At 52.3% G+C, this 25,994-nt stretch carries 30 protein-coding genes; 9 read left to right on the forward strand and 21 right to left on the reverse strand.

Going from position 1 to position 25,994, the window contains the following annotated elements:
* The 3 genes from B5477_RS10040 to B5477_RS10050 form a co-directional block, all read right to left on the reverse strand.
* On the reverse strand, positions 1 to 567 hold the full coding sequence (locus B5477_RS10040) for a glycosyltransferase family protein (RefSeq protein WP_079699561.1): 567 nt from the start codon (positions 565 to 567) through the stop codon (positions 1 to 3).
* A 327-nt stretch (positions 568 to 894) separates the two neighbouring features.
* Complete coding sequence (locus tag B5477_RS10045; RefSeq protein ID WP_079699562.1) at positions 895 to 1,773, reverse strand: ATP-binding protein; 879 nt, start codon at positions 1,771 to 1,773, stop codon at positions 895 to 897.
* A gap of 447 nt (positions 1,774 to 2,220) precedes the next feature.
* Positions 2,221 to 2,721: a hypothetical protein gene (locus tag B5477_RS10050; RefSeq protein WP_079699563.1), complete on the reverse strand. Its 501-nt coding sequence runs from the start codon at positions 2,719 to 2,721 to the stop codon at positions 2,221 to 2,223.
* Between the two features lie 149 nt (positions 2,722 to 2,870).
* Between B5477_RS10050 and B5477_RS10055 the strand changes: the two genes are divergently transcribed.
* Complete coding sequence (locus tag B5477_RS10055) at positions 2,871 to 3,053, forward strand: CopG family transcriptional regulator (protein WP_079699564.1); 183 nt, start codon at positions 2,871 to 2,873, stop codon at positions 3,051 to 3,053.
* Positions 3,054 to 3,112: 59 nt separating this feature from the next.
* Here the strand turns inward: B5477_RS10055 and B5477_RS10060 are convergent, their stop codons facing one another.
* From B5477_RS10060 to B5477_RS10115, 13 genes are all read right to left on the reverse strand, one after another.
* Complete coding sequence (locus B5477_RS10060) at positions 3,113 to 4,426, reverse strand: site-specific integrase (RefSeq protein WP_079699565.1); 1,314 nt, start codon at positions 4,424 to 4,426, stop codon at positions 3,113 to 3,115.
* 3 nt (positions 4,427 to 4,429) lie between these two features.
* Positions 4,430 to 5,071 carry a recombinase family protein gene (locus B5477_RS10065; RefSeq protein ID WP_079699566.1) on the reverse strand — a complete coding sequence of 214 codons (642 nt, stop codon included), beginning with the start codon at positions 5,069 to 5,071 and terminating at the stop codon, positions 4,430 to 4,432.
* Positions 5,072 to 5,444: 373 nt separating this feature from the next.
* The gene (locus B5477_RS10075; RefSeq protein ID WP_159448999.1) at positions 5,445 to 5,849 is read right to left on the reverse strand and encodes an HNH endonuclease signature motif containing protein; all 405 of its coding nucleotides are present in this window, start codon (positions 5,847 to 5,849) and stop codon (positions 5,445 to 5,447) included.
* Positions 5,824 to 6,105 (reverse strand): hypothetical protein, encoded by a 282-nt coding sequence (locus B5477_RS15080; protein ID WP_147322434.1) that lies wholly within the window; start codon positions 6,103 to 6,105, stop codon positions 5,824 to 5,826. Before B5477_RS15080 ends, B5477_RS10075 begins: the two co-directional genes overlap by 26 nt.
* 260 nt (positions 6,106 to 6,365) lie before the next feature.
* On the reverse strand, positions 6,366 to 7,049 hold the full coding sequence (locus B5477_RS10080; RefSeq protein ID WP_079699569.1) for a hypothetical protein: 684 nt from the start codon (positions 7,047 to 7,049) through the stop codon (positions 6,366 to 6,368).
* The gene (locus tag B5477_RS15085; RefSeq protein ID WP_159449000.1) at positions 7,042 to 7,185 is read right to left on the reverse strand and encodes a hypothetical protein; all 144 of its coding nucleotides are present in this window, start codon (positions 7,183 to 7,185) and stop codon (positions 7,042 to 7,044) included. Before B5477_RS15085 ends, B5477_RS10080 begins: the two co-directional genes overlap by 8 nt.
* Complete coding sequence (locus B5477_RS10085) at positions 7,185 to 7,541, reverse strand: DUF5681 domain-containing protein (protein WP_079699570.1); 357 nt, start codon at positions 7,539 to 7,541, stop codon at positions 7,185 to 7,187. Before B5477_RS10085 ends, B5477_RS15085 begins: the two co-directional genes overlap by 1 nt.
* A gap of 16 nt (positions 7,542 to 7,557) precedes the next feature.
* Complete coding sequence (locus B5477_RS10090; RefSeq protein WP_066866683.1) at positions 7,558 to 7,767, reverse strand: hypothetical protein; 210 nt, start codon at positions 7,765 to 7,767, stop codon at positions 7,558 to 7,560.
* Positions 7,768 to 7,979: 212 nt separating this feature from the next.
* Positions 7,980 to 8,969, reverse strand: a complete 990-nt coding sequence (locus B5477_RS10095; RefSeq protein ID WP_079699571.1) for a hypothetical protein — start codon at positions 8,967 to 8,969, stop codon at positions 7,980 to 7,982.
* Between the two features lie 2 nt (positions 8,970 to 8,971).
* Positions 8,972 to 9,097, reverse strand: a complete 126-nt coding sequence (locus B5477_RS15425; RefSeq protein ID WP_256184603.1) for a hypothetical protein — start codon at positions 9,095 to 9,097, stop codon at positions 8,972 to 8,974.
* Between the two features lie 23 nt (positions 9,098 to 9,120).
* Positions 9,121 to 9,417, reverse strand: a complete 297-nt coding sequence (locus B5477_RS10100) for a PC4/YdbC family ssDNA-binding protein (protein WP_200806046.1) — start codon at positions 9,415 to 9,417, stop codon at positions 9,121 to 9,123.
* 778 nt (positions 9,418 to 10,195) lie between these two features.
* Entirely contained in the window at positions 10,196 to 10,939 is a 744-nt protein-coding gene (locus B5477_RS10110) for a LytR/AlgR family response regulator transcription factor (protein WP_079699574.1), read from the reverse strand.
* 18 nt (positions 10,940 to 10,957) lie between these two features.
* Complete coding sequence (locus tag B5477_RS10115) at positions 10,958 to 11,287, reverse strand: helix-turn-helix domain-containing protein (protein ID WP_079699575.1); 330 nt, start codon at positions 11,285 to 11,287, stop codon at positions 10,958 to 10,960.
* A 253-nt stretch (positions 11,288 to 11,540) separates the two neighbouring features.
* On the opposite strand from B5477_RS10115, the gene B5477_RS10120 reads away from it, so the two are divergent.
* Complete coding sequence (locus B5477_RS10120; RefSeq protein WP_079699576.1) at positions 11,541 to 12,266, forward strand: gamma-glutamyl-gamma-aminobutyrate hydrolase family protein; 726 nt, start codon at positions 11,541 to 11,543, stop codon at positions 12,264 to 12,266.
* A 54-nt stretch (positions 12,267 to 12,320) separates the two neighbouring features.
* On the opposite strand, the gene B5477_RS10125 is transcribed toward B5477_RS10120, so the two are convergent.
* From B5477_RS10125 to B5477_RS15225, 4 genes are all read right to left on the reverse strand, one after another.
* On the reverse strand, positions 12,321 to 13,079 hold the full coding sequence (locus B5477_RS10125) for a GntR family transcriptional regulator (RefSeq protein WP_159449001.1): 759 nt from the start codon (positions 13,077 to 13,079) through the stop codon (positions 12,321 to 12,323).
* A gap of 82 nt (positions 13,080 to 13,161) precedes the next feature.
* Positions 13,162 to 13,980: a PfkB family carbohydrate kinase gene (locus B5477_RS10130; RefSeq protein WP_079699578.1), complete on the reverse strand. Its 819-nt coding sequence runs from the start codon at positions 13,978 to 13,980 to the stop codon at positions 13,162 to 13,164.
* A 131-nt stretch (positions 13,981 to 14,111) separates the two neighbouring features.
* Positions 14,112 to 15,089 (reverse strand): SIS domain-containing protein, encoded by a 978-nt coding sequence (locus B5477_RS10135; RefSeq protein ID WP_079699579.1) that lies wholly within the window; start codon positions 15,087 to 15,089, stop codon positions 14,112 to 14,114.
* A 200-nt stretch (positions 15,090 to 15,289) separates the two neighbouring features.
* Positions 15,290 to 16,549, reverse strand: coding sequence for an Ig-like domain-containing protein (locus B5477_RS15225; protein WP_200806047.1), 1,260 nt, complete (start codon positions 16,547 to 16,549; stop codon positions 15,290 to 15,292).
* A gap of 379 nt (positions 16,550 to 16,928) precedes the next feature.
* On the opposite strand from B5477_RS15225, the gene B5477_RS10145 reads away from it, so the two are divergent.
* The 7 genes from B5477_RS10145 (at position 16,929) to B5477_RS10175 (ending at position 23,945) form a co-directional block, all read left to right on the forward strand.
* Positions 16,929 to 18,278 (forward strand): MATE family efflux transporter, encoded by a 1,350-nt coding sequence (locus B5477_RS10145; RefSeq protein ID WP_242942181.1) that lies wholly within the window; start codon positions 16,929 to 16,931, stop codon positions 18,276 to 18,278.
* A gap of 39 nt (positions 18,279 to 18,317) precedes the next feature.
* On the forward strand, positions 18,318 to 19,253 hold the full coding sequence (cysK, locus tag B5477_RS10150) for a cysteine synthase A (RefSeq protein ID WP_079699581.1): 936 nt from the start codon (positions 18,318 to 18,320) through the stop codon (positions 19,251 to 19,253).
* Positions 19,254 to 19,444: 191 nt separating this feature from the next.
* Positions 19,445 to 20,071, forward strand: a complete 627-nt coding sequence (locus tag B5477_RS10155) for an HAD family hydrolase (RefSeq protein ID WP_079699582.1) — start codon at positions 19,445 to 19,447, stop codon at positions 20,069 to 20,071.
* Positions 20,072 to 20,105: 34 nt separating this feature from the next.
* Positions 20,106 to 20,894: a DUF8091 domain-containing protein gene (locus B5477_RS10160; protein ID WP_242942182.1), complete on the forward strand. Its 789-nt coding sequence runs from the start codon at positions 20,106 to 20,108 to the stop codon at positions 20,892 to 20,894.
* Positions 20,895 to 20,908: 14 nt separating this feature from the next.
* A complete protein-coding gene (locus tag B5477_RS10165; protein ID WP_079700461.1) occupies positions 20,909 to 21,688 on the forward strand; it encodes an N-acyl homoserine lactonase family protein in 780 nt (259 codons plus the stop codon).
* 14 nt (positions 21,689 to 21,702) lie between these two features.
* Entirely contained in the window at positions 21,703 to 22,158 is a 456-nt protein-coding gene (locus tag B5477_RS10170; protein WP_079699583.1) for a lipocalin/fatty acid-binding family protein, read from the forward strand.
* A gap of 236 nt (positions 22,159 to 22,394) precedes the next feature.
* Positions 22,395 to 23,945 carry a hypothetical protein gene (locus B5477_RS10175; RefSeq protein WP_079699584.1) on the forward strand — a complete coding sequence of 517 codons (1,551 nt, stop codon included), beginning with the start codon at positions 22,395 to 22,397 and terminating at the stop codon, positions 23,943 to 23,945.
* A 53-nt stretch (positions 23,946 to 23,998) separates the two neighbouring features.
* On the opposite strand, the gene htpG is transcribed toward B5477_RS10175, so the two are convergent.
* Positions 23,999 to 25,912, reverse strand: a complete 1,914-nt coding sequence (gene htpG / locus B5477_RS10180) for a molecular chaperone HtpG (protein WP_079699585.1) — start codon at positions 25,910 to 25,912, stop codon at positions 23,999 to 24,001.
* Positions 25,913 to 25,994: the final 82 nt, after the last annotated feature.

Consider the following 25,994-nt stretch of genomic DNA (forward strand, 5'->3'; position numbering starts at 1 on the left):
TTAAAATTGCCGATAGTCCCAAAAGGACACGTCGATCGTCAAATTTAGCATATCATTCTTTCTTGGCGGATTCCCGTGAAACCGGTCGAAATCCTCCGATTTAAAGATTCGGTTGTCGGTTTCCTCCCCGCTCCAGCCGCTCGGGCACAGGCAGATAGATTCTGGACAGGAGAGGCCATTAAAGCCGTTGACCAGGCTTTTGAGCGGCAGTTCGCGGTTTCCGCTCAGCCTTTCGTTGTGCCCGACATAGAAAGCCCAGCCGGGCGAAAGCAGCCCGCGGATGAAGATGTTGAGGTCGGGACAGTCCATCGCCCTGTATTTTTCCAGCCTGACGCCGGGAATGGACAGCGCCCGAACCCGTTCCATCGTCTTGTCAAACGACCCGATATCCACCACCAGAACCTCGTCCACCTCGCCGAGCAGACTGGCGATGCACTCGCAGACCGTGCTTTCATTGTCCAGTGTAATTAAGATAGCCGTCAGCCTCTTCGCGTGACTGCACCCCACAACCCGCATGAGTGCCAGAGTGATGTCCTCGCGGGAAAACACATCGAAGAGCGGAATCATCCGGTCCCATACCTCCTGAATTTCGAGCGGGACAGAAACGAGATGCCGGGTGATGGAAAGCAGGTAATCAATCCGATTGAGAGAAACCTGATCGAACAGGTATCGTTTCTTGATATAAAGCAGATATTCCCGTTCAAAGAGCCAGAAGTTCCAATGCAGCTTTCGGCTCCATATACATCCTCCACCACGGCAAAAAATAAGGGACGGCGGCCATAGCCCCATCCCCAAAGCGCCGCTTGCATCCAGTATACGGATTTTTTGAAACGCCGGCAGCAATATTTACAAACCATGCGCGATTTTGCGCACAGTTTGTCGAATTACCAAATATTATCTTATTTCTTCGTATATTTTGTCAGGAACTTTCAACGAAATTTCAAGGCTGAAAGAGTGATCGTCACTGTCCATTGTCAGGACGCCGCCGTACTTTTCTACTGCCGCACGGATACCGGGCAGTCCGAAACCATGACTGGTCTTGTCCTCTTTTGTCGTAAAGATTTCGCCGTCCACAATTTCCACCTTTTCCTTGACCGAATTGCGAATGCTGTAAAACCAAAAGCTATTCTTGTGGACGTAGGTATTTATTTCGATCAGGGAATTCTTGAGGCCTTCGCAGGCCTCGATCGCGTTTTCACAGGAATGGCTTAGAATCAACCCGAGGTCATCCGGCGGCATAAATTCCCGGTCCGGCAGAATCGCGTTGATCTTCATTGTGATTCCCCGTTCCGAGGCAAGCGCATGGTAATGTCGGAATACGGCATCGGCCGCCGTGTTTTCGCTAAAGAAGCGTGGCGTCGATTTCACAACCTTGTGCAATAAGGTTTCCAAATCATTTGTGGCCCTTTCCAAGTTGCCAAGCTGGACGTTATAGAGGGCTGTAATCAACTTACTTTTCATGTCATGACGTATCTTTTTCGTTTCATTTATTGATTCGTCAATCCGCTTATTGTGTTCTGTCTGATAAACCAACTGCTTGGATAGCGCAAACCTTTGACTGTTAATCATTCTATTTTCAAAGATTTTCTTCAGACAAATATAAGCCATTGTAATAAATTCCATTACAGCCAAAGCAAGAACTGTTAACAATATTAAGTTTGTTATATTTTGATATTTAAACGTTTTCAAGATAGTAATTTGTGTTAAAGGGAACAAAATTAAAAACATTAAACTGTATGCAATTGATTGTTTTATCGAAAGTTTTTCTATCATACCGCGTACTGTATACCCATTTCTAAATTTCCTTATAAAAATAAATAAAGGAATCAGCAGTACACATCTTGATAAAATTAATAGTAAGGATGATAAGAAAATTTCAGTTAATTCAAAGTTAGCTTGAGCAATGGTACCGGCTAAGATTAACGATTCAAAAGCATAACAGAGTATCCGAACCAATAATATGGTACCTAGTTTATTTATTAGTTTATCACGGTAAATAACCAAGCAAGCAATCGCAATATAATTATTAAAAGATTAACAGGCACTCACCCTATCTCTCCATAACTCTCCCTAAGTATTACCAGTATTACCTTTGAGAGATTTTTACTTTCCCTAACTCGGTGTATCTCTCCCTAACACGCCGTAAGTTTAGTACCACAATAGTATAAAGAAAGAGCCTGACGGGTTTGTGTTCCTGTCAAGGCTCTCTTTTTTACTGGATTACTCTAAAGTAAAATTCTCAGATGGGAAGTAGCGGCCACCCGCTTCATTCTCTTTAATGTTATCTTTGTTGTTCGTTATCTTACCAACATCACCAAAGTCAATCGTTATCGTATTCCATTGGCTATCATAATCAGTAAGTGTGAGTATAGCGTCCGTGATTGAACCTGTACGAGAAATTGCCAAGTCCTCTATTGTTAGTGGCTCGGGATTGGCTTTGCTCAAATCAACCGTTATACACAAATCTCCGTCTTTTAACACAACATCAGTAATAGATTCATCTTCACTGTTGATTGCCCCTTGAGCAACTTCCTTTACCTCTGATATGAATGTGTCAGAAGATGTTTCTTGTGAGACGGTTGTATCGCTATTAGCTTGCTCATCTTCATTGTTGCCCATATTACCAAAGATAGCAGCGAGTATAACAACAATGATTACCCAAAACCACCATTTTTTGTAAATTGGCTTCTTTACAGAACTCTTGTCTTTCTTCTCTTGCATAACGCCCATACCTCCAAGTTTGGTTGATATTTGCATTATAGCAGAGTGTAACACAAAAGTACAGTATAAAATCAATTCATTATTGTGTCATAGTTTTGCATGGGTTGTCAATACTATAATGTAATTAAAACCAATGGAGGAATTGCATTATGGAGAAATTTATTGTGACACCTAAAGAAGATAAAACAGTCACAATGACGATACGCATAGACAGGGCCTTACAAGAGGAATATAATGATCTGGCGGCTAAAACCAACCGTTCCAGAAACGAACTCATTAGCATGGCATTGCGGTATGCACTTGACCACATGGAACTTAAAGACGAGGAATAGAATATGCGTAGCAATTAAATGAGAGCCTTTGGATTTTGTCCGCTGGCTCTCAATATGTTTTATGCGTTCAATCGCAAGAACTCATTTACCTTTATTGCAACTTCCTCTTGCTGTTCCTCAAAACTATGAGCGTAGATGTTCATTGTCGTTGAACAGGTTGAATGGCCTAAAGTCTTGGAAATTGCTATGATGTTCACATCTAACGAATTAAGCATAGTAGCACATGAATGTCGCAACCCATGAAGAGGTATGATTGGCAGTTCCTCTAAACCCTCAATCTTTGCTTTATCTGGATTGTTTTGTACCCATTCATTATAACGGTGTAAGTGCTTGGTAAAATACTGATATGGGGTTGTATGGCCCATTAGTTTACCGTCCGCTTGAATAAAGAGGTTGCCACCGTTGTTCATATCCCCACGCCATGCCGTACCATGTTGGAATCGTGTTTGCATATACTCCATACGGTATTGCTTTAAGAGGGGCAGTATATAGTCTGGAATCGTTACTGTTCTTACAGACTGTTTTGTTTTGGGTTCCTTATAATCAAATCCATTTTCCGTCATACCAACTGACTTTGAAATAGATATTTTCTTGTTCTTTAAGTCAATATCGCCCCAATGCAAAGCAAGCGTTTCGCCTTTTCTAAAACCACAAAATAGAGATATGGCAAAAAACACTTTGTATTGTGTCGGTACTGTGTAGGACTCCACATAATCGTTCACATAATAAGGCTTTCCTGTATCGTCAATTCGTTTATGGCCTTTATAGGTTACCTCGTATGACATATCCAAAGATTTCATAAACATTAAGCCTTGCTTTGGGGTAAAGAACTTTAATCCCTCGTCCTCATCTTTTCTTTTTGGTTTTTGTGCGTCTTGGCATGGATTGTTCTCAATCATACTGTAACGCTTGGCTGTCTTAAATATCAGATTCAATACATTAGCGAATCTTTTTATTGTGCCTGTGGAATAGTCTGACACCAAAGTTTTATAAAAGGCTTCAATATGCGGTGTTTTGATGTAGGCAACTTTATATCCCTTAAAGTAGGGAATGATTCTACTTTCCAACACCTGTTTATATCCTGTGTATGTTCCATAGGCGATGTTATCTTTAACACTCTCAAGCCATTTGTATGCAAAATCTTCAAATGACATCTTTTCCGCATTGAAGTCATAGCCATATTTTAGTTTATCTTCCATTTCCATGGCATACTTTAATGCTTCTTTTTCTTGCTTTTTGGGTGTAGCGGACTGATTAACGGAATATGTAAGGTTCTTAACCAGTTTCTTGCCCCTTTTATCATAACCCATACAAATTACTATACGATATACAACCCGACCGCTTTTATATTCAACTCTTTTAACTGATGCCATATTTTAACACCCTTTCTCAATTTGATTTTTGTAACGATAGAAGGTTGGTTTTGTCATACCCAATTCACGCATAAGTTCAAAGGGCTTTTTCTTACCTTGCTGCACTAAGCGATAGTGGGTAGAAAATTCATCAAGACTCATTATTCTTGGCCGTCCATAGTCGTCCCATTCTCCACGAGCCTTTTTCTGTTCAATGCCTTCTCGCTGTCTTTTCTCTTTTTTCTCAATCTCAGCCTGTGCCATGCTTGCATACAACTCAATCATCATATTATTGATAGTCTCTAACATCATACGAGCCATTGAGTTTTCCATAGCTGACAGGTCAATCAATGTTGTGGGTAATTCTAACACCATAACACGAATACCATTGTCCTTAAAGAATCGTAATTCCTTTAGTGTGGCTTCCTTATTTCGTCCTAATCGGTCAAGCTCTGTGACGATCAGCACATCACCACTTTCAAGAATTTCATCTTTCAGCATTGTGTAGCGTGGTCGGTTGAAGTTCTTTCCTGTCTGTTGGTCTGTGTAGACCTTGCCCTTATACAGAGAAATTGCATTATCAGCACAATACTTGGTGAGTTCTGCAATTCCTCTGTCTAAGTGCTGGTCTTTTGTGCTTGTCCTGTGATAAGCAACATATTTCATTCCGACACCCCCTTATCGTATAAATCACAGTTTCCACCATCAATAACGGTAGAGGGCTTTTCTTCGTACATCTCACATTTAGAAACATTGCATGGCATATTCGTATCGTCATATTTGTATAGGCAATCCGTACACACCAAATCAGCGTTTCTGATAAGCTCAAACTTTAGCTTGTCATTCTTAAACTTATTGTTCATCTGAACACCTCATTTCTACATCGAACATCTGTTCGTTTATGATTTAATCATATCAGGCAAGTCTCAAAAAGTACACACTCTTTGTGAGAATAATCAAAAGTTTTTACGCATACTTTCTGATACTCATTTGAGGTTTCATTTGCATGGTTTCAAAAAGTATAAATTCTGATACCACATCAACAAGCGGCCATTGCTCGCTGTTTTGCTCTGTATCTTTTCATTGCTTGGCTGATTCGTGCATTACGAGTGCCATAACTGCAATTTTCCTTGTTTGTCATAAGTTCCAGATTGTCAATGCAGTTATTTGCTTTGTTCTCGTCCTTATGATTGATTTGCATACCCTCTGGAATAACACCTTTATGAGCCATATAGACAAGCCTATGAACTCTCATGTGCTTTTTGATTCCCTCATCATTGCACACATCAACCTGTTTATATCCTCTATGGGTAAAGCCTTGCGGTAAGAGTCTGTCACTCTTAAGGCTGTAAACCTGTCCGTCAGTAGAAATAAGATACTTTGAAAATCCCTTTGCCTGTCCCCATTCGACATTGTTTTTATGCTGTGTTGCTGTCTCCGTCATTGCTCTCAACCTCCGTTTCGCCGGTATTGAGAAACTCAATGAATTTATCCACATTCACAAGAAACTTATTACCGGACTTAATATGCACGATTTTGTTCTGTTTGCACATCTGCCAAAGTGCTTTATATGAAATACCAGATTCATCTGCAAGAGTCTGTAAAGGCACCATACGAGGAATGCGTACATCTGATACAATAAAGTTAAACTCCTGCTCTGGTAAAGTGTTCGTATTGTTTGCATTATTCTTCTTTGCCATTTTTGTATTCTCCCTTTCGATTAGGGACACGAATACAAATTCATCTGAACTATTGTATTGTTGTCCATGTTTTTGTGTTTGCTCCGTCTGGACAACTGGACTATTCTTTAGTAACCGATTTATTTTATTCTCAATTTTATGTTTATCCCCAGATGTTCTCTGTTGACTTCTGGTGGACTTTTATCCTATACCATAGGAATACATTACCTTATGACTTCTGATTCAATCTGGATTATCCTGTGTTATTCTGGGATTATCCTTTACGCTGTCTGTTCGTCTGGATTCCATGCGGAAGGCTTCTTAAACGCATTAACCTGTTTTTGAATGTTTCTAAGATGGAATCCCTGCAAATACACAGAAGCAAGCCCCTGTTCAGCTTCTTTCAGTTCAGATTCTTTCAATCTGTCAAAAGCCTGTTCAGCAGAAGATTTGCTACCCTCAAAAGCACGCTCCCTAATCTTTGCAGATACCATATCAGCATAAGCAGGATATTTAAGCAGTTCCAGAACAGCCTTGCTACCGATAACACCAGAATTGATAGAATCATTCAGAATCTTGGTAATGCGGTTTGCATGATTGCTGTTCATCACTTTAGGCATCTGAGACATAAGCTGAAGTGCTTTGCTCTGTACTGCCTGTGTATCGTCCTTTTCATTTGCATAGTCATAACCACGATTGCGGATTTCCTCAACCCTGTTATTCATACGGTCATACACAAAAGCATTTTCAGCAACCATATCGTGAAGTTTGCTCTGGAGTTTGCCATAGATTTCATTTACCATATTCTTATCTACACGCTTATACACAGAAATAAAATCTCTGACATTTGCGACCAGAATACGCACATCATCAATGGTCTTTGTTTTTCTGAACTGTTCAAGCAGTTTATTGTAGTTCTCAACGATAGTCAGTCCGTTGTTTGCAATAGTATTGACTTTAGCCATTTTCTTCTTCCTCCCATTCGATATTTTCGTTTTTGCTTTCGTCTGACACAATCACAAAGCCTTGCTCCTTGTAGAATGTATCATACGAACCTTTAGTTACCTCTGTGGTAACTGTTCCGTTTGTAATCTTAACCATTATTCATCTACCTCGTTTTCATCTGGTGCATTGTTCCATTCTTCTTCCCAGTCGTCTTCGTCCCAGTCCTCGTTTTCTTTACCGTATGGAACAATCCTAATCACAGTAGGAGCAGTATCTTCTGTACCGTCTAAAAGAAAAGCAGTATTTGCACCATAAGCCTTGTCAATGATGTACTTACAAGCATTGAATCGGTCCTTGTTGTATCTGTCATTGGCAATCTGAATTATGCTTTGCAGAGCTTCAACGGTAGAAGATTTAAGCAACCTCTGAAATTGCTCCTTTTGTGATTTCTGCTCTGCGGTTTGCTTTGGCCTGCCTTTTGGATTACCGCTTTGTCCTTTAGCATAAGGCATAGAAAATCACTCCTTCCTACATATCATAGATGTTCACGCTCCTTGTTGTAGGATTCCAGTTCTCTATGAATTTCTGTTTTACTTTGTCCTGTGAGAGATGAGATAAAATCTCTTGTTTTTCCTGTATCTCTGCTTTGAGAGATTCAATCAGCATATTGTAAGCCTGTGTTCCCGTTCTTGGTTTGTGCTTCAATGTAATGTCTGCTGATATGCGTTCTACCTGCATTAGTGAACACCCCCTTATTGTTAATGTACTGTTATCTGTTTGTATCTCTGTCAGCTTTATAGACACCTTTTGAAATTCTTAATTTGCTCAAACACATCAAATAATGGCTTTTACACAGTCATAAATGATGTTTTACTCATAGATTTAGCATTTTGCGCTTTCTCAATTTTGGGGTTGCAGGGTACCAATTATTAGTACCTTATAAGCCCATTTTATAACGAATTGTGCATTTGCTTTATGGTGCGTATTACATCTTCTGGCATACCAAAATTATTGTCACGATAATATGCAATGACCTGTTTTGACCTGTCGGCTTGCTTCTTAAACGCATACCACTTTTTCAAGGCTTTGCGTAATACCTCAACATCAACAATACATTCCTTGCATTTATATAATGCCTCGCTGATTTCTTTGCCAGAGTTAGAGGTTGTCAAACATTCAAATACCTCTTGCACACAACCATTCAGCATAGGTTTAATGTTCTTTTCGCACATATCAGTAAATGTTTCTTGGTATTGGTCAATTAGCTTTCGCAAAGACTTTCTTGTGAGAATATCTTCTAATGACATTCTATCGGCATACATACTATCGAGCATTCGTTCTAAGAATACAAACTCAACACGAATCAGGTTGCTTTCCACTAATGGATTTCCTTTATCATTTTGTTCCTTAGACTTGTTGTAAACTTTCAAACGGTAATAATGGTCTTTCCTGTATATAATGCTGTCTTGGTCCTTGCGAAAGGTTTTCTTTTTGTCCCTTGCTTCCTGTGCAATGAAAGTTTTGTCAACTGATTTCTCAAATATATTGATTACATCTTTCGGTTTGCATTTGCCTACACATTTAATAGTAATGTTGCACTCCATGCTTGACACATTCAACTGCTTTAATATCTCGTTGGAGTAATTACCTTTCATGTGTTTTTTTAGATATGCCTTCATGTATTCGATAACCTTATCACTAATCAAATCTATCTGAATACAATCAGATAACTGAAATGGTTGAATGTTGTTTGGTCTTACTGCGTGTGGTAGATTTACATAAGCAGAGACTTTACCACCCAAGCACTCAATCCATGCAATATCTTTGCCCGATTCATTAGTTAGAGTTTCCTTTGGAAATGTTACAGTTTCCAAGCCTTTTATTGTAAGTTGCATTTGGAAGTTGATTCCGTCTGCACCTTGTAGTTTTTTCTTTCCCATTTTCACACCTCGCCCATTGCTTTCTTTATGTCTTTGATTATTGAAGCTGTTTCCTTGATAATTGCTTCGATTAAAGCAATGTAGCTTTCAGCATAATAATTTCTTTCGTCAGTCTTTGCTCCGTTCATATTCAATACCTCACATTCTTTGCTCACATATATTCATCAATGCAATTCACATCAATGCTGTTCAATATTTCCCTCAACTTGATAAACTCTTCCTTAGAGAAAGTGATACCACGCAAAGGATATTGCAATCCGTCTCTGTCAGATACTCGCCATGCTCTAATATCAAACACAGGCTTTTTGTCGTTCCACTTTACAATCGACACTTCCTTTGAGAATCCACGAAAACCCACCATGATAGTGTCAATATGTTCCTTTACTTCGTACTCGGTAACCTTACCAGCATTACACGCAAATTCATGCTTATTTGTTGTGTTATCCATTTTCCTTGTTCCTTTCATTTGCTATTTGATTTTGGGCAACAAAAAAGAGAAGCCAGTTAAACCTCGTCTAAAGGTAACTTTGCTTCTCTAAGCATTCAAAATATTAAATTAACTGGTCTTTTCCGACCTGTATATATTATACCACATTATTTTCTGAAAGTACATAGGCAAAATAAACTTTTTTCCTTATTTTTCCGAATGTTTTCTTGAGGTCCTTTTTATATATAATCCCCAGATTAACCAGAATAACCCCAGATTGATTTTAATGGATTAACCTATATTTTATATATCCTTATTCCTAAAATTCATTCTGGATTATCTGGTGACTTCTGGTGACACCCCTAAAATAAACAGTAATAGAATAGTATAAAGTTGTTTTGATTATCCACAAAATACAAAGAAATTTAAGGGCAAATAAACCGAAACTCATTTGTTCAATCTTACTTTGCACAGTATGACAGGAAAATGCTTACAAGTCCTTTATTTATAATACTTTGTTGGTATTTCAACACCTATAAAAAGTATGACTCAAAGATGTGTTTTCGTATAGTTGCTTACGCTGTCAGTATTATGCTACTTGAACAAACAAGCACAATCAAGAAAAATTTTATCTTTTGTGTCAAAGTAGAAAATATCCACATAACAAATCAGCAAAAGATAAATTCCGAGTACTATTGCTGTCGATTTCGCCTTCGACCACCTGCGCGTCAGGAAGGTGTCAAACATAAACAGATGGGTAAATAGATCGATGCTTTCATACAGCCAGTCGATTAAAATATTAGTCAGCAAACGCCGGCACCCCTTCCTTGAGATATTGGTGCATAGCCAGGCCCAGCGGTTTTGCGGCCTTTTGACTCAATTCGGCTTCACTGCCGTCATCCATGTAGACTTTTCCCATCTTGCCACTGTAATTGTCGACGTGCTTCAAATTGACAATATAACTGATGTTGACTTTGAAAAAGCTCCTGCCCCTGAGCTCCTTTTCCAAAACCTTGAAGGTCTTCTTGACCAGATAGTCCTCGTCCCGCGTATGGATGACAATTCCTCTGCCATCGGGATTCGACCGGAAATACAGAACGTCGCCGTACCGGATTTTCTTTTCCCCATCCCGATAGAGCACCGTGAATTCCTCGCCCTTGAGACGGGCAAGCTCTTCCTTCGTCGAAAGATAGCTCTCTTCCAGCTTGTTCGCCAGGATCGACTTTGTCAAATAACGAAATACTCCATGCTCATAGCCTTCGTAAGAATATTCCGGGTGGACGGTCGTGAAGACCACGATCGGCACCTCTCCGCCGTCGTTCCGCTTTTTCTGATAAAACTTCGCAACGCGCCGGCCGTCGATCTCGTCCATCTCGATGTCAAGATAGACCAGCTCGAACCGCTCCCGGCTGGCCAGCAGCTCACGGCCGTTGGCAAATTCATGAACGTCGCACTCCTCGCCGAAGTCGAGCAGCATTCTGATTAGCAATCCTTTGAATTCGTCCCGGAATACTTCATCGTCGTCACAAATTGCGATACGCATGATGTCCCCTCCAAGCTGTTACTCCTTGGACTTGTGGACCTCACGCAACAATTCTATGTACTCGCCCAATTCCCGATGCTTCTCGCTAATTGCCCTGATGAGCCCTTCTTCCGTCAGGTCAACCGGATTGTCGCGCCGAAACGACACCTGCTCGTCGATTAACCCGAGCAGATAATCCAGCGTTACGTCGAAAATCCGCGCAATCTTGATTTTCATCTCGTCGTCAGGATTGCTGCGGTTGGTCTCGTACGAGGAAATGGTATGATAGGAAATGTTCAGCTCATTCGCCAAATCCTGTTGTGTGAGTCCCTTGTCCTTTCTTAAATCGGCCAATCTGTCTCCACGCATATTATACCATCTCCCGAAAAAAATGAAATACGAATCTCACTCCAATTATAGAAAAATATATCTTACTTTCCGGGAATTTCAGCAGAAAATTAGAATTCACCACGATTTTGTCCGAGATTCTACTAAACGGCTGTATCTGTAACGTCGAATATCATCGAAATCCGCCTTGGATTGCCGCTTGGATGAGAAATGGTTTTATGCTATACTAGCATTATAGCATCTTACCGAATCCAATTTAACTGGGGGCTATAACATGAAACCTCTTATCGGAATGACCGCCGCGCTCGAACCGGCTGTCGGCGCGTTACAAACAAACTCCTGGAGCCTGTACAAAACCAACCACGACTATGTGGATTCGGTGCGCCGCTCAGGCGGCACGCCGCTCATGCTGCCGTTCGGTACTTTGGAGGAGGCCAGGCAGTACGCCGCCGCGATCGACGGGCTGCTCGTTCCCGGCGGCGGGGACATCGCGCCCCTGCTCTACGGGGAGGAGCCGATCAGGGGGGTGACCTATGTCAGCCGCGACTTTGACCGCTTCGAGATCGAACTGATCCAGGAGGCCGCCAGGCTGCATAAGCCCATCCTCGGCATCTGCCGGGGGCATCAGGTGCTCAACGTGGCCTTTGGGGGAACCCTTTATCAGGACCTCCCCTCCCAGCTGCCGGACACCATCTGCCACTGCCAGGCCAACGAAATCCGCGGCGAGCTGTTCCACAGCGTCTCGCTGGTGCCGGGCAGCAAGGCGGCTTCCCTCATCGGCAAGACCGAGATCGAGGTCAATTCCTTCCACCACCAGGCCGTCAAAAAGCTGGGCGAGGGGCTCGTCTGCTCCGGCAAGTCGCCGGACGGGGTGGTTGAAGCCATCGAGGCGAAAGAAGGCTTTATCGTGGGCGTGGAGTGGCATCCGGAGAACCTGTCCGAGCACCATGCGGAATACAAACGCCTCTTCGACGGGTTCGTCGCCGCCTGCGCGAAATAGACCGGGATATATGGAAAGGCCCTCAGCGAATGCTGAGGGCCTTCTTTGTCCTTGTCATTCCTTCATCTTGATGTGCAGGTCGGCGGCGCTCTCATCCACCGTCACCACATAGGTGGAACGGCTGGAGAGCACCAGACTGCGCGCGGCGTGGACCGGCTCGCCGTACTGGTCATAGGCGACCTTGAAGATTGAAAAGAGCGGATCGCCCGGCGCGCACATCAGCACCCGGCTGTCCGTAAGCGAGCACAGCTCGATGTCAAACTCCCGGTAGGCCTTACTCAGCACGATCCCGTATTCCTCCTCGAGCAGCCGGTAGGTCGACACGTCGTCCTGCACCCGGGTGAGCAGCTCGGGGAAGCGGTAGGCCGAATAGTAGGCGGTGTCGAGCATCAGCGGCGCGGCCCCGTCGTACATCACCCGCCGCAGCCGGATCACCGGGTCGCCCGGGGCCACCCCCAGGCGCTGCGCGACCGGCTCCTCGGAGGGGACGAGCCCCTTTTCCAGCACCAGGCGCCGGGAGGTGCGTCCCGAACGGGACATCTCGTCGGAATAGCCGCGGATGTTGTCCATGCTCTTCTTCTGTTTTTGATTGGCCACGTAGGTGCCCTTGCCCTGCCGCCCCTCGAGAAGGTTCTCTCCCGCCAGCTCCTTGAGCGCGCGGCGCACCGTCACCCGGCTGACCTCGTACCGCTCGCAGAGCTCCGCCTCGGAGGGCATGCGCTCCCCCGGGCGGTAAACCCCGCTGATTATGTCGTTTTTGATCAGCTGCTTGAGCTGGTCATACAGAGGTTTGGAGCTGTTGGTATTGAGCATCGTATGCCCGCCTTCCATATAGAAAAACCGGGCCGCCCGGCTCTGTGCGCGGCGGCCCGGTCCCTCGTTTTAAAATAAATGATTACAGCTTGTGCGGATAGCCGAATCCGCCGGGAATGGTGCAGGTCTTGGCCGCGCAGGTCGCCGCAAAGTCGAGGGACTCGACCGGATCGCCGGTGTGGGTGTACTTGGTCAGGAAGCCCGCGATAAAGCTGTCGCCGGCGCCCATGGTGTCCACCACCTCGGTCTTCTTGATCCCCTGCTCGTAGAGCTTGCCCTCGATCGAGAAGAGAGCGCCTTTGCCGCCGCGCGTCACACCGACGATCTTGGTGCCCAGCTCATGACAGGTGCCGATCAGCTTCTTGATCTCCTCTTCGCTCAGATCCGCGCCCGAGAAGAAGCCGTATTTGGCGTAGGGGCAGACCTTCTGCAGGTATTCCTCATCGCGGTAGTCGGAGAAGTCGAACGAAAGCTCGACCACGCCCTGGAGCTTATGCAGCTCATGCTCCAAAAGGGAGTAGCAGCTGCTGTGGCAAAGGTCGAACCCGCCGAGATAGGCGAGGTCGTCCTTGGTCAGGCACATGCTCACGATCTGCTGCGCGGTGTCCTTGGCGATCCCGCCCACGAAGATGCGATCGCCCTCCTCGTTGAGGTTGACCCCCGGCTGGCCGGTCGGGGCGTGCAGGACGCGGGAGCGCTCATAGCTGATCCCTTCCTGGTCGAGCGCCCACTTGAGGTACTCCGCCTTGTCGTCGTCGCCGAAAACGCCCATATAGGCCGCTTCCTCAAACCCGTCGCGCTTGCAGTTGACCGCGACGTTCACGCAGTTGCCGCCCGGATAGTATAAGCCCTGATGGAGATAACAATCGCATACGTTGTCGCCAAGACCAATCATTCTCATAGGTGATACAGCTCCTCTTTTTTTATATTGGGGAAATGACTCCGAACCGGTTTATAAACCCCAAAAATGAGGCCCGATACGAAACGAGCCTCATTTTTGGATTTTGAATCGTCAGATTTTCAGCGTATGGATTAGTACTCCATTCTCCACATATAGCGGCGCACGCTCATCGGATGGCCTCTGTGATCGGCCAGGGTGTCGGCATAGTCGCGCAGCACAACGCCGGCAACCAGCGGGCAGAAGTAGCCCTTCAGATCGTCGCAGACGCCGTCCATGTCGAACTCCTCGGCGTCGATGAGGGTGATCTCCTTGCTGAACTTCTTGCAGAAGGCATGCGCTCTCTCATCGAGCGGGCGGCACTCGTCGAGGCCCTTGATGATGATGAACGGAACGTCATAATCGGTGATCTCGAACGGGCCGTGGAAGTACTCGCCGGAATGGATCGCGGAGGAATTGATCCACTGCATCTCCATCATCAGGCAGATGGCGAAGGAATAAGCGACATCGTAGTTGGCGCCGCTGGCCATGGTGTAGAGGATGGTGGCTCTCTTATACTTCTCACCGAACTCCTGGGCGCGCGCGGCGTATTTCTCCTTGTTGGCGGCGAACAGCTTCGGGAGGTTGTCTACACACTTGATGGCGCGCTCGTATTTCTCATTGGGCTGGATGGCGTTCAGAATGCCGAACACAACCGCATAGAGCATGGCGTCGCGGCCGTTGGAGTCGTCCGCCTCGTCCTTGGTGTTGTAGTGCACGTCGAACTCGCCGGCCTTCCACAGCGGGGAATCGACCAGGTGGGAGAACGCGATGGTGGTGGCGCCCTTCTCGCGGGCCAGCTCGCAGGCCTTCACAGTCTCGGGGGTGTTGCCGCTGTGCGAGCAGGTCAGCACGACGGAATCCTTGCCCAGCGCCTTCGGCATACGATGCACGAACTCGTTGGAAGAATAGATGGTCGCGGGGATCTCGGTCTCCATGTCGAATATGTACTGGGCCGGGCCGAAGAAGGCCTTGGAACCGCCGCAGGCGATCAGATAGAAGTGGTTGATTTTGCCCTTCGCCTTAACCGCGTTTACCGCAGCGGCGACCTGGTTGAGATGTTCCTGAGTCATTTCAAATTCCTCCTGTTTACTTGTATTATGTTGTGTTACAACATGCTAAACCGTTCTGGCTATAGAATATACTCCGCTAGCGCTTTTGTCAAGAGAAATCCGCAAGTTTTTGTGTCTATTTTCTAAATTGTTCTATATTGTACTCTTACCACCCCGCACAACCCGCAGAAACAAGCCGTCCGCCGGACAGGACCAGGATTTTACGGATTGAGGATGATCGCGGGGCGCACCGAATAGGAGGTGCCGACCGGCCCCATGCTGGTAACGCCCCCCGACGGGAGCAGGACGGTACAGGCATAAACCGGGGCGACTGGAAGGCTCGAGTCCGGGGAGCGCAGCCACGCGCGGGAACCGGCATTGGCATACGCCACAGCTACCGGCGTATAAAAGGAGGGGGTACTGGCCGTCACTCCGCTGTCGGCAAAGTGGCAGAACTGCCTGGTTTCGGGGTAGCTGTCCGGCACACCCGCGAGATAGCCATAGATTTCGTAGAAGCTCGGCAGCCAAGCGAGGTCCTCCACATACTTGTGCGCGGACAGCTTTTGCTGCCAAGACGGTCCCAGGCTTGCCGCGAACTCCTGGCAGCTCGCGCGCACCGCGCTCGTGCTGTAGGCGTTGTCGCCGCCGAACATACTGCTTGCCGCGTTGAAGTTGGCCAGCAGCACCACCGATCCTGGCTCCCCGCCGTACGCGGCGCCGTCTGTGTCGACCATCCACCAGCTGCGCCCCGCCCAGCTTACCGTCTGCCCGAGCTTATCCGGCGCGATGGGGTTCCCGCTGTCGTCCGGTGGGCAGGCGTCCACCGCCACAGTAGCCGCGGCGGCCACCTTCCCGCCATAGACGCTCGCCGTAACGGTGGCCGTCCCCTGCCCCACCGCCGTGATCAAACCGCTGTCGTCCACCGTGCAGACGGCCTCGTTGCTCGAAGCCCAGGACACCGGGGCGGTGTAATTTTTCACCGTCATATAAGGGTGGCCCGTTGAGCCCGTGGTCCCGGCGCCCGGGTTTTTCTGGGCGGCGAGCGCAAAGTTTTTTTGCCCCGGCGCGCTGTCGCTCCAGAGGTACAGCGGACCGCTCCCCAGTGCCCCGTGAGGGCCTTGCAGCGTCAGGCTCTTGATGGCGTTGTAGGTCATGGTGACCGTCTTGCTGGCCCCCTTTCTCAGCCCGGCAAACAGCCCCTTCGGCTTGGAGGTAACGGTAATGGTGAAGTCGGTGTCCTCCTGCGGCGGGTTCTCAAAGGGCAGGTAATAGGTATACTGCCACCCATCGGTTTCCGTCTTTGCAGCATCCGCCGCGATGGTCCGCCCGCCGCCCGAGGCGGACACGGCAAAGCCGTCGATGGCCTCGTCATGGGCGCTCACCGGCAGGATGATATACTCGCTTTCCCCCACGGCCCCGGCCGGGAGGCGCAGGGCCAGCAGAAGCGCCAGTATGGCGAGCGCCGTCAGCCGTTTCGTCATCATATTTCCTCCTTTAATAAGACCGCTAGCATAGGCTGCTCGCGGTCTTCCCTCCGGGGGGAAGAGACGAAAAAAAGACCTTTTTCTTGCATTTTCCGCCAAAGGAGGATATAATTAGGAAAAGATTGGGAGGCAGCAAAGAGTTTGCTCCACCCTCCCGCGAAAAGCCAGACGTTTGGGACCGCAAGCAGCCTATGCTTACGGTCATTTTATTTTGTGCAAAACGTTGAAACCACTTTAAGCGGGTGCTATACTAAAAACCGAATCAGGTCTTGGCCTGTCGTGGGAACCATATCCATATGGATAGAGAAGTTTGGAAGGCGTGAGCGGTTTGCAGACGGTGCGCAAATCCCCCCTGCCGGCGCGTGCCGGCAGATTCTTGGAGCGTCATTTTTCGGGCGAGGGCATTGCGGTGCGGGACATCGTCGCCCTGATCATTCCCATCCTGGTGGACCAGGCCTTCGTGGTCTGCCTGACCCTGCTCAATACCGCGATGGTCAGCACCTCCGGAGTGGCGGCGGTCAGCGCGGTCAACATGGTGGACTCGCTCAATATCTTCCTGCTGCAGGTTTTCATCGCGGTGGCCACCGGCGGCACGGTGGTGGTCGCCCAGTACCGCGGCAGCGGCAACGAGGAGATGGTGGTGCGCTCGGCCGCGCAGGCCATCTCGGCGGTGGCAATCCTCTCGCTCGTCATCAGCGTGCTGCTGATCATCTTCCACGGCCCGGTGCTGGGAGTCCTCTTCGGCAAGGCCGAAGAGGATGTGATGGCAAACGCGCGCGTCTATCTCATCGGCAGCTGCGTCTCCTACCCCTTCATCGCGGTGGTCGAGGCCTGCTGCGGCGCGCTGCGCGGCGTGGCCGAGACCAAGTCCTCGCTCGGGCTCTCGCTGGTGACCAACCTCGGCTACATGCTGCTCAACGTCCTGTTCATCACCGTCCTCGACCTGGGGGTGCGCGGGCTTGTGATCTCGCTGATCGCCTCACGCCTGATCGGGATGGCGATCTCGCTGCTCTATCTGAGCCTTTACAACCACACCCTGCACTTCCATATCCGCGATGCGCTCAAAATCGACCCCGCCATCCAACGCCGGATCATGTTCATCGGCCTGCCCTTCGCCGCCGAGCAGATGTTCTTCAACGGCGGCAAGCTGCTCACCCAGACCTTCATCGTAGGGCTCGGCACCCTGTCGCTGACCATCAACGCCATCTGCTCGTCGCTGACCAACCTCTTCCAGATCGGCTCGAACGCGCTGAACCTCGCCGTGGTCACGGTGGTCGGGCAGTGCATGGGCCGGCGCGACGTGGCGGACGCGCGCAAATTCGTCAAGTCCTTTATCGGGCTGTCCACCTGCTCGTTTATTTTGGGGGCTTCGGTCATGCTGCCGCTCTTCCACCCGCTCGTCTCCCTGTTCCATCCGCCCGCCGAGATCGTGCCCACCATCTTCACCATTGTGGCCATGACCGCAATCGGGCAGCCGCTGCTCTGGTCGATGAGCTTCATCACCCCCTCGGCCCTGCGCGCGGCGGGCGACTCGAAGTTCACCTCGGTCGTCTCGATGTGTTCGATGTGGCTCTTCCGGGTGGTGATGGGCTACGTCTTCGGGATCACGCTCGGCTTTGGGATCATCGGCGTCTGGGCGGCGATGAACCTCGAGTGGGGGGTGCGCGGGCTGGTATTCATGCTGCGCTTTCGCGGTGAGAAATGGCATGCGCACCATGTGATTTAACCTTGGATATCCGTCCATATTGGTTCATATAAGGAGGTCATTGCAATGATTCATCAAAGTATTACCGAGCTCATCGGCTCCACCCCGCTGCTGGAGCTTTCCCGCCTCGAGGAAGCCTATAGCCTGAAAGGGCGGCTGGTGGCTAAAATGGAGTCGCAAAATCCCGCCGGCAGCGCCAAGGACCGCGTCGCGCTCTCGATGATTGAGGCGGCCGAACGCGCGGGGGCCCTAACGCCCGGCTCGGTCATCATCGAGCCCACCAGCGGCAACACCGGCGTGGGGCTGGCCGCCATCGCGGCGAGGCGGGGCTACCGGGTGATCCTGACCATGCCCGAGACGATGAGCGTCGAGCGCCAAGCACTTCTGCGCGCCTACGGGGCCGAGATCGTCCTCACCGAGGGGGCCAAGGGGATGAAGGGCGCCATCGCCAAGGCCGAGGAGCTTGCGGCCGCCACGCCCGGCGCGTTCATCCCCGGCCAGTTCGAGAACCCCGCCAACCCGGCGGCGCACCGCGGCTCGACCGGGCCGGAAATCTGGAAGGACACCGAGGGGAAGGTGGACGTGTTTGTCGCCGGGGTGGGCACCGGTGGCACCCTCAGCGGAGCCGGCGGTTATCTGAAGGAGCAGAATCCCGCGGTACGGGTGGTGGCCGTCGAGCCCGCCGCCTCCCCCGTCCTCTCGAAGGGTACCGCGGGAGCGCACGGAATCCAGGGCATCGGCGCGGGCTTCGTGCCGAAAAACCTGGATACCGAGATCTACGACGAGATCATCCCGGTGGAGGAGGGGGACGCCTATGCCGCCGGGCGCGCGCTCGCCCGCAAGGAGGGCGTGCTCGCGGGGATCTCCTCGGGCGCGGCCGTCTGGGCGGGGATCCAGCTCGCCCGGCGGGACGAGAACGCCGGCAAGCTGATCGTGGTGCTGCTGCCCGACACCGGCGAGCGCTACCTCTCCACCCCGATGTTTAAAGAAGTCTAACCGAAAAATTCCCAATACGGCATAGCCAAAGGGCGCCCGTCTTTTCTTCGGACGGAAAAGTGATTCTGCGCCCTTTCCAAAGTATTGAAAGCAAAGCTTTCAATACTTCCGATATGGTAGTTTCGGAAAGACTATGCCTTATGTTATAATAGTACCCGGCAACGCCAGAAAACAATAAATGAGGTTGACGTATGAAAGCAATTATCTTCGATGTAGACGGCACCCTGTGGGATACCACCCACGTCGTGGCCAAGGCCTGGAACCAGGCGATCAAGGACTGCCATATCCCCTACCGGGGGACGATCACATCCGACCGGCTCAAGCAGGAATTCGGCAAGACGATGAGCGCGATCGCGGCGAGCGTCTTTTGCGAGCTGCCCCTGGAGCAGCAGTTCCCCGCAATGGAGGACTGCGTGCGCTACGAGGGAATCTTTATCCCCAAGCACGAGGGCAGCCTTCTCTACGAAGGCGTCAAGGAGACGATCCCGCAGCTCGCGAAGGACCGCAGGCTCTTTATCGTCTCCAACTGCCAGGGCGGCTACATCGAGCTGTTCATGCGCAAAAACGGCTTTGAGCCTTACATCACCGACTTCGAGTCCTTCGGCAACACCGGCCGCCCCAAGGGGGAAAATATCCGCCTGATCATCGAGCGCAACGATCTTCGCGAGGCCTTCTACGTCGGCGACACCCAGGGGGACTACGAGGCCTGCCAGCTGGCGGGCGTCCCCTTCGTGTTCGCCTCCTACGGCTTCGGGCAGCCCAAGGGGTACGCTGCCAAAATCGACCGCTTCTCTGACCTGCTGACCCTTTCGCTTTAGGCGATCCGCCACTTTTATAAAAGGAGAGCTGCCCATGGCCCGTCCGCCCGGCGACGTAACGCCGCCCACCCCGGCGCAGCAGGAGCGCTTCTTTACCGTCTGCCAGCAGGTGCTCGCCGACCGCAAAGGCGGCGGGGGCCCCACGGGCGGGATCGGCACGCTGGGCGAGCGGACCCTGCACGCCGTGCTAAAATGCTATCTTGAGCCCGACGAGACGCTGCACGAGGTGAAAATCGGCCGGCGGGTCGCGGACATTGCCCGGGAAAACGAAATCGTGGAGATCCAGACCCGCAGCTTCGGGCGGCTGCGCGAAAAGCTCGATCGCTTCCTGCGCGAGCGGCCGGTCACGGTGGTCTATCCCATCGCGCGCATCAAGTGGATCTACTGGCTAAACGAGGAGGATGGCTCCCTGACAGAGAAGCGCCGCTCGCCCAAAACGGGCGCGCCGTGGGACGCCTTCTACGAGCTCTATCAGCTGCGGCCGATGCTCGGGAGCGCGGGGCTGCGCTTTCAGCTTCTCTTTCTGGATATGGAGGAGTACCGGCTCCTAAACGGCTGGAGCGCGGACCGCAAGCGGGGCTGCACCCGCTTCGAGCGCATCCCGCTCTCGCTTCGGGGGGAGCTCCTGCTCGATTCCCCCGGCAGCTGGCTTTCGATGGTCCCGCCCGGCCTGCCCGAGCCCTATACCTCCCGGGACTTCGCCAAGGTCGCCGTCCTCTCCCGCCCCACCGCCCAGAAGGCGCTGAGCGTGCTGCTGCAAACCGGGGCGGTCGAGCGGGTGGGCAAGGAAAAAAACAGCTACCTCTACCGCACCAGGACATGAAAGGAATGGTCATGATGAAGGTCTATCTGCTCGATACCGGCACCCTTTTGGCGGACAAGGGCGGGATCGTCTACCGCGGCGGGGACGCGCCCAAGGAAACGGTCCGCCTCCCCGTGCCCGCCGTTCTGATCGATCATCCGCAGGGGAAAATCCTCTACGACACCGGCTGCCACCCCGACGCGATGAAGGGCTACTGGCCGCAGAACATGCAGCGCGCCTTCCCGCTGACCCAGGAGCCCTCCCAGCGGCTGGAGCGCCAGCTGGCGCTGTGCAATACCACGCCCGGGGAGATCAAAACGGTGGTGATCTCCCACCTGCATCTCGACCACCTGGGCGGGATCTACCTCTTCCCGCACGCCGACGTCTACGCGCCCAAGGCGGATTTCCTCCACGCGCTGAGCGAGACCCACCGGGTCAGCGATCCAGAGCGCCACGGCGGCTACATCAAAAATGACCTCGAACAGCCGGTGAAGGAATACCACCTCATCGAGGGGGATTACACCCTCGCGCCGGGGGTGGAGCTTCTGAGCCTGCCCGGGCACACCCCGGGGCTGCTCGGTATGCTCGTGCAGCTGGATTCCGGCGCGCTGCTCTTCCCCCAGGACGCGGTCTACACCGCCGAAAACTACGGCCCGCCCGCCGTCCCCGCGCGCAGCCCCTATGACCGGGAGCTGCTGCTCGCCTCGATCGAGCGGGTGAGGCGGCTGCAAAAGGAATACGGCGCAAAGGTTTTCTTCCCCCACGACTGGGATTTCTGGCAGACGGTGCGGCGCGCGCCGCAGTTTTACGAATAAGCGGGGGAACGGATATGTTTGGAAGAAAAAAAGACAAAGAGCCGCCGCAAACCAGTGAAGAGCGCTTCCGGGCCGCGCTGGAAGCGATCGGGCTTCCGCCGGACCTCGATTTCGAGCAGGCAAAAGCGTATCAAAGCAGCACCAAAACCTATGAGCGAACGGTGGACGGCGTCAGCGTCACCTATACCCAGAAGACGGTCAACGGCAGCACCGCCTGTTTCAAGGTGGAAAACGGCGAGGAGTCTCCGGTCTCCGAGGCCGAGTTTGAGGAATTCCGGGAGCAGGTCGGCGGCCGGCCGGCAAGGGAGCGGCCCGGGGCCAGGGCGGACTCCCCCTCCCCGCCCAAAAGCGCGGGCAGGCAAAGCCTTACGCTGCGCTGTCCTTCCTGCGGGGCCAAGAACAAAATCGAGGCGGGCGAGTGGGATTACTGTTCCCGCTGCGGCGCGCAGATTTTTGGAGAGCAAAAATAAAAAGTGGGAAAGGGCCCGGCAGCTAATGCTGCCGGGCCCTTTCCCGTCGGTTTTTGTTGCATTTTCAGCCGGGATATGGAATAATGAAAGCAACACAGGTGTTGCAGAAACCTACACCTTTAGAAAGAGCGGGATTTCCCCTAAAAACAGGAAAAACCAGCCTGTTTTTCAGGCTGGCCGCGGCAAAAATGCGGGATTGGCAAAGGCGTACCTTTGCGCAGAGAGGACGGGACAAAATGGGAAAGAACAGGATCATGGCATTCGTGTTGGCGGCGGCGCTGGCGCTTTGCGTTCTGCCGGCTGGGGCGGCTCCGGGCGTGCCGGGCGGGTTCAGCCTGCCCCCGGGCGGGAGCGCGGTGGAAAGCAGGTCCGGCCTGGGCAGCGGGCAGCCCCGGTTGGGGAACACCGTTACCGTCCCCGACGGGGATGGGATCAGCTTGTCTCGGGTAAACAGCGACGCGACCTACCTGAGCGCGCGGGGCGGGAGCCTCGTTTGGGAGGCGGGCAGCAGGACGGCGACGCTGCACGGCCTCGACCTTGCGGTGGACGGCAGACGAGGCCTCCTCCTGCCCGAGGGGACGACGCTGGTGCTCGAGGGCGAGAGCCGCATCTCGGCCTCGGGCGTGGGATACTGGGGTGTGTGGGCAGTTGGAGACCTCACGGTGCGCGGCACGGGGAGCCTGTCCGCCGAGGGAAAGAGCGGCGGGCTGTACTGCATCGGCGGCTTTTTGCAGGAGAGCGGCCGCCTTGCGCTGCGCGGCGCAGCAGTGAACGGCCTCCTGGCGTTCCGCGGGGCCTCGGAGGTGCGCGGCGGCCGCCTGGAGGCCGAGGGGAATGTTAATGGAATTTGGGTCGGCTCCTCCGGCAGTTTGAAAATCGGGCCGGGGGCCGGGGGCTTTGCCGTGGGGAAGTATGCGGGGATCTACTCCTTCGGCCCGGTGGTCGAAATCCTCTCGCCCGATTTCGAGGTGCGCATCGACAATGACGGCGTCAAAGCGGTCACCCTGAACAATTGTTTTGTCGACACCGGGATCAGGACGCCGGGCGGCGGCTCCGGGCGCTGGGAGCCGGGGGCGCGGCGGCTCTCCCTCTCGGGCGCGTCGTTGGGGGGCATCACTTTCCCCATCGGGCGCAGCACGCTGGAGCTCGAGGGGGAAAACCGGGTGCAGGGGAACATATTGTCCAAAGACCCCGCAACAGGCATAGCGAACGAGGGGAGCCTGCTGCTGCGCGGCGGCGGGCGCCTGACGGTGGAGAGCGTCATACCGGGAGAACCGGCCGTGGCGCTCGACGGCGGGATCGAGCTCTCGGAGGGGATGCGCCTCTGGGCCGGGGCAGACGAGGCCTCGGCGGTGGAGACGGGGACCTATGCGGGCGAGAGCTGGCTGCATGTCGAGGGCCCGGCCCCGGCCCGGCGGCGGGAGAGCCGGGACGCGCCCTACGAGGACTCCAGCCGCTTTAGCGAAGACGAGACCGGCTTCTGGCGGAGGGTGGCCGAAAGGATCGGGGAGGCCGGCGACGGCGAAACCGTCACGGCCAGGGCCGGGGGCTACACCCGGCTGCCCGACTTCGTGCTGCGCGCGCTGCGGGAAAACGGGGGCGCGAGCCTCGCGGTGGAGTGGGACGGGGGCGAATTCCTGATCACGCCCGGGGACGGGCTGCCGAGCGGCAAGGTGTTCTACCTGCTGTCCGGCCTGCAGGAGCGGTACGGCGGCGATGCCAAGGAGGCCGCCGGGGACGGCGGCAAGGAGAAGCAAAACCCCGGCACCGGCGGGTGCCGAAGATAAAACAACAAGGGGGCCCGGCAGTATCAGCTGCCGGGCCCCCGTTATATTTACCGCTATTTTTCCATCAGCTTGCAGATTTCGTTAGAGAAGGCGACCGGGTCCTCGAGGGACAGCCCCTCGATGAGCAGCGCCTGGCCGTAGAGCAGCCTCGCGTAGCTGCCCAGCTTCTCCCGATCGGCGGCATACAGCTCCTTGAGGGCCGCAAACACCGGGTGGGAGGGGTTGAGCTCCAGCACCCGCTGGGCCTTCATCCCCTCGCCGCCGCCCGGCATCGAGCTCAGCACCTTTTCCATCTCCAGCGAGAGCATCCCCTCGCTGCTCAGGCAGACCGGATGGGTTTTGAGCCGGGAGGACAGGCGCACCTCGCTGACCTTGCCGCCCAGCGCCTCCTTGACGGCAGTGAGCAGGTCCTTGTTTTCCTCGCTCTGCTCCTTCGCCTGCTCCTTCTCCTCCTCGCTTTGCAGGTCCAGATCGCCCGAGGAGGCGGACTTAAACTCCTTGCCGTCATACTCGTGCAGCATGGTGAGCGCGAACTCGTCCACGTCGTCGGTCAAATAGAGGATCTCGTAGCCCTTTTCCTTGAGCAGCTCGATCTGCGGCAGGGCGGCGATCCGCTCGACGGTCTCGCCGCAGGCGTAGTAGATGTACTTCTGCTCCTCCTTCATCCGGCCGATGTACTCGGGGATGGTGGAGAGCTTCCCTTCGGCGGAGGAATAGAACATCAAGAGGTCCTGCAGCAGCTCCTTGTGCGCGCCGTAGTCGCCGTAGACCCCGTATTTGATCTGAAGACCGAAGTTCTTCCAGAACTTCTCGTATTCCTCCCGCTCGTTTTGGAGCATGGACAGCAGCTCGGACTTGATCTTCTTTTCCAATCTCGAAGCAATGATCTTGAGCTGCCGGTCATGCTGGAGCATCTCGCGCGAGATGTTGAGGCTCAGATCCTGCGAATCAACCAGGCCCCGCACAAAGCTGAAGCAGTCGGGCAGCAGGTCGGCGCACTTGTCCATGATCAGCACGCCGCTCGCGTAGAGCTGCAGCCCCTTTTCGTAGTCGCGGGAATAGTAGTTGTAGGGCGCGCGCGACGGGATGAAGAGCAGGGCGTTGTAGGTGGCGCTGCCCTCGGTGGAGGAATGGATCACCCGCGCCGGGTCCTCGTAGTCATGGAACTTATCCTTATAAAAGGAGTTGTAGTCCTCCTTCTTGAGCTCGTTTTTGTTCTTCTTCCAGATCGGGACCATGCTGTTGAGGGTGACGTTCTCGACATAGGTCTCGTATTCCGGCTTGTAATCCTCTTTTTTGGTCTCCTCCTCGGGCTTCTCGATGAGGCGGCTGCGCTCCATATCCATTTTGATCGGGTAGCGGATATAGTCGCTGTAGCGCTGCACCAGCTCCTGGATCCGGTAGGGCTCGAGGAACTCGTCGTAGTTGTCCTCGTCGGTGTTCTCCTTGATCTTGAGGACGATGTCGGTGCCGTTTGTTTCCTTCTCGCAGGGCTCGATGGTGTACCCCTCGGCCCCCTTCGATTTCCATTCCCACGCCTCGTCGGCGCCGAAGACCCGGCTGCGCACCGTGACGAGCTCGCTGACCATGAAGGCGGAGTAGAACCCCACGCCGAACTGGCCGATGATGTCGATCTCCTCCTTGGGCTCGTTCTCCTTTTTAAAGGCGAGCGACCCGCTTTTGGCGATGGTGCCCAGGTCCTTTTCCAGGTCCTCCCGGCTCATGCCGCAGCCGTTGTCCGACAGGGTCAGAACGCGGGCCTCCTTGTCCAGTTTGATATCGATCCTGAAATCGTCCCGGTTAAGGCCGGTATTCCCCTCGCCCAGCGACTGGTAATACAGCTTGTCGATCGCGTCGCTCGCGTTGGAGATCAGCTCCCGCAGAAAGATTTCACGATGGGTATAGATGGAGTGGATCATCAGATCCAGCAGGCGTTTGGACTCCGCCTTGAATTGTTTGACGGCCATATATGCTGCACCTCTTGATTGATTGATATTTAGCACTCATATATTCAGAGTGCTAAATTAATCATAGCGCCTGTCCCATAAA

The sequence above is a fragment of the Provencibacterium massiliense genome, assembly GCF_900169495.1.
In the GTDB taxonomy this organism is placed as follows: Bacteria; Bacillota; Clostridia; order Oscillospirales; family Ruminococcaceae; genus Harryflintia; species Harryflintia acetispora.

Coding starts and splice junctions, on each gene's coding strand:
- B5477_RS10040 (WP_079699561.1), bottom strand. CDS start 567: ATGATTCCGCTCTTCGATGTGTTTTCCCGCGAGGACATCACTCTGGCA.
- B5477_RS10045 (WP_079699562.1), bottom strand. CDS start 1,773: ATGATAGAAAAACTTTCGATAAAACAATCAATTGCATACAGTTTAATG.
- B5477_RS10050 (WP_079699563.1), bottom strand. CDS start 2,721: ATGCAAGAGAAGAAAGACAAGAGTTCTGTAAAGAAGCCAATTTACAAA.
- B5477_RS10055 (WP_079699564.1), top strand. CDS start 2,871: ATGGAGAAATTTATTGTGACACCTAAAGAAGATAAAACAGTCACAATG.
- B5477_RS10060 (WP_079699565.1), bottom strand. CDS start 4,426: ATGGCATCAGTTAAAAGAGTTGAATATAAAAGCGGTCGGGTTGTATAT.
- B5477_RS10065 (WP_079699566.1), bottom strand. CDS start 5,071: ATGAAATATGTTGCTTATCACAGGACAAGCACAAAAGACCAGCACTTA.
- B5477_RS10075 (WP_159448999.1), bottom strand. CDS start 5,849: ATGACGGAGACAGCAACACAGCATAAAAACAATGTCGAATGGGGACAG.
- B5477_RS15080 (WP_147322434.1), bottom strand. CDS start 6,105: ATGGCAAAGAAGAATAATGCAAACAATACGAACACTTTACCAGAGCAG.
- B5477_RS10080 (WP_079699569.1), bottom strand. CDS start 7,049: ATGGCTAAAGTCAATACTATTGCAAACAACGGACTGACTATCGTTGAG.
- B5477_RS15085 (WP_159449000.1), bottom strand. CDS start 7,185: ATGGTTAAGATTACAAACGGAACAGTTACCACAGAGGTAACTAAAGGT.
- B5477_RS10085 (WP_079699570.1), bottom strand. CDS start 7,541: ATGCCTTATGCTAAAGGACAAAGCGGTAATCCAAAAGGCAGGCCAAAG.
- B5477_RS10090 (WP_066866683.1), bottom strand. CDS start 7,767: ATGCAGGTAGAACGCATATCAGCAGACATTACATTGAAGCACAAACCA.
- B5477_RS10095 (WP_079699571.1), bottom strand. CDS start 8,969: ATGGGAAAGAAAAAACTACAAGGTGCAGACGGAATCAACTTCCAAATG.
- B5477_RS15425 (WP_256184603.1), bottom strand. CDS start 9,097: ATGAACGGAGCAAAGACTGACGAAAGAAATTATTATGCTGAAAGCTAC.
- B5477_RS10100 (WP_200806046.1), bottom strand. CDS start 9,417: ATGGATAACACAACAAATAAGCATGAATTTGCGTGTAATGCTGGTAAG.
- B5477_RS10110 (WP_079699574.1), bottom strand. CDS start 10,939: ATGCGTATCGCAATTTGTGACGACGATGAAGTATTCCGGGACGAATTC.
- B5477_RS10115 (WP_079699575.1), bottom strand. CDS start 11,287: ATGCGTGGAGACAGATTGGCCGATTTAAGAAAGGACAAGGGACTCACA.
- B5477_RS10120 (WP_079699576.1), top strand. CDS start 11,541: ATGAAACCTCTTATCGGAATGACCGCCGCGCTCGAACCGGCTGTCGGC.
- B5477_RS10125 (WP_159449001.1), bottom strand. CDS start 13,079: ATGCTCAATACCAACAGCTCCAAACCTCTGTATGACCAGCTCAAGCAG.
- B5477_RS10130 (WP_079699578.1), bottom strand. CDS start 13,980: ATGAGAATGATTGGTCTTGGCGACAACGTATGCGATTGTTATCTCCAT.
- B5477_RS10135 (WP_079699579.1), bottom strand. CDS start 15,089: ATGACTCAGGAACATCTCAACCAGGTCGCCGCTGCGGTAAACGCGGTT.
- B5477_RS15225 (WP_200806047.1), bottom strand. CDS start 16,549: ATGACGAAACGGCTGACGGCGCTCGCCATACTGGCGCTTCTGCTGGCC.
- B5477_RS10155 (WP_079699582.1), top strand. CDS start 19,445: ATGAAAGCAATTATCTTCGATGTAGACGGCACCCTGTGGGATACCACC.
- B5477_RS10160 (WP_242942182.1), top strand. CDS start 20,106: ATGGCCCGTCCGCCCGGCGACGTAACGCCGCCCACCCCGGCGCAGCAG.
- B5477_RS10165 (WP_079700461.1), top strand. CDS start 20,909: ATGAAGGTCTATCTGCTCGATACCGGCACCCTTTTGGCGGACAAGGGC.
- B5477_RS10170 (WP_079699583.1), top strand. CDS start 21,703: ATGTTTGGAAGAAAAAAAGACAAAGAGCCGCCGCAAACCAGTGAAGAG.
- B5477_RS10175 (WP_079699584.1), top strand. CDS start 22,395: ATGGGAAAGAACAGGATCATGGCATTCGTGTTGGCGGCGGCGCTGGCG.
- htpG (WP_079699585.1), bottom strand. CDS start 25,912: ATGGCCGTCAAACAATTCAAGGCGGAGTCCAAACGCCTGCTGGATCTG.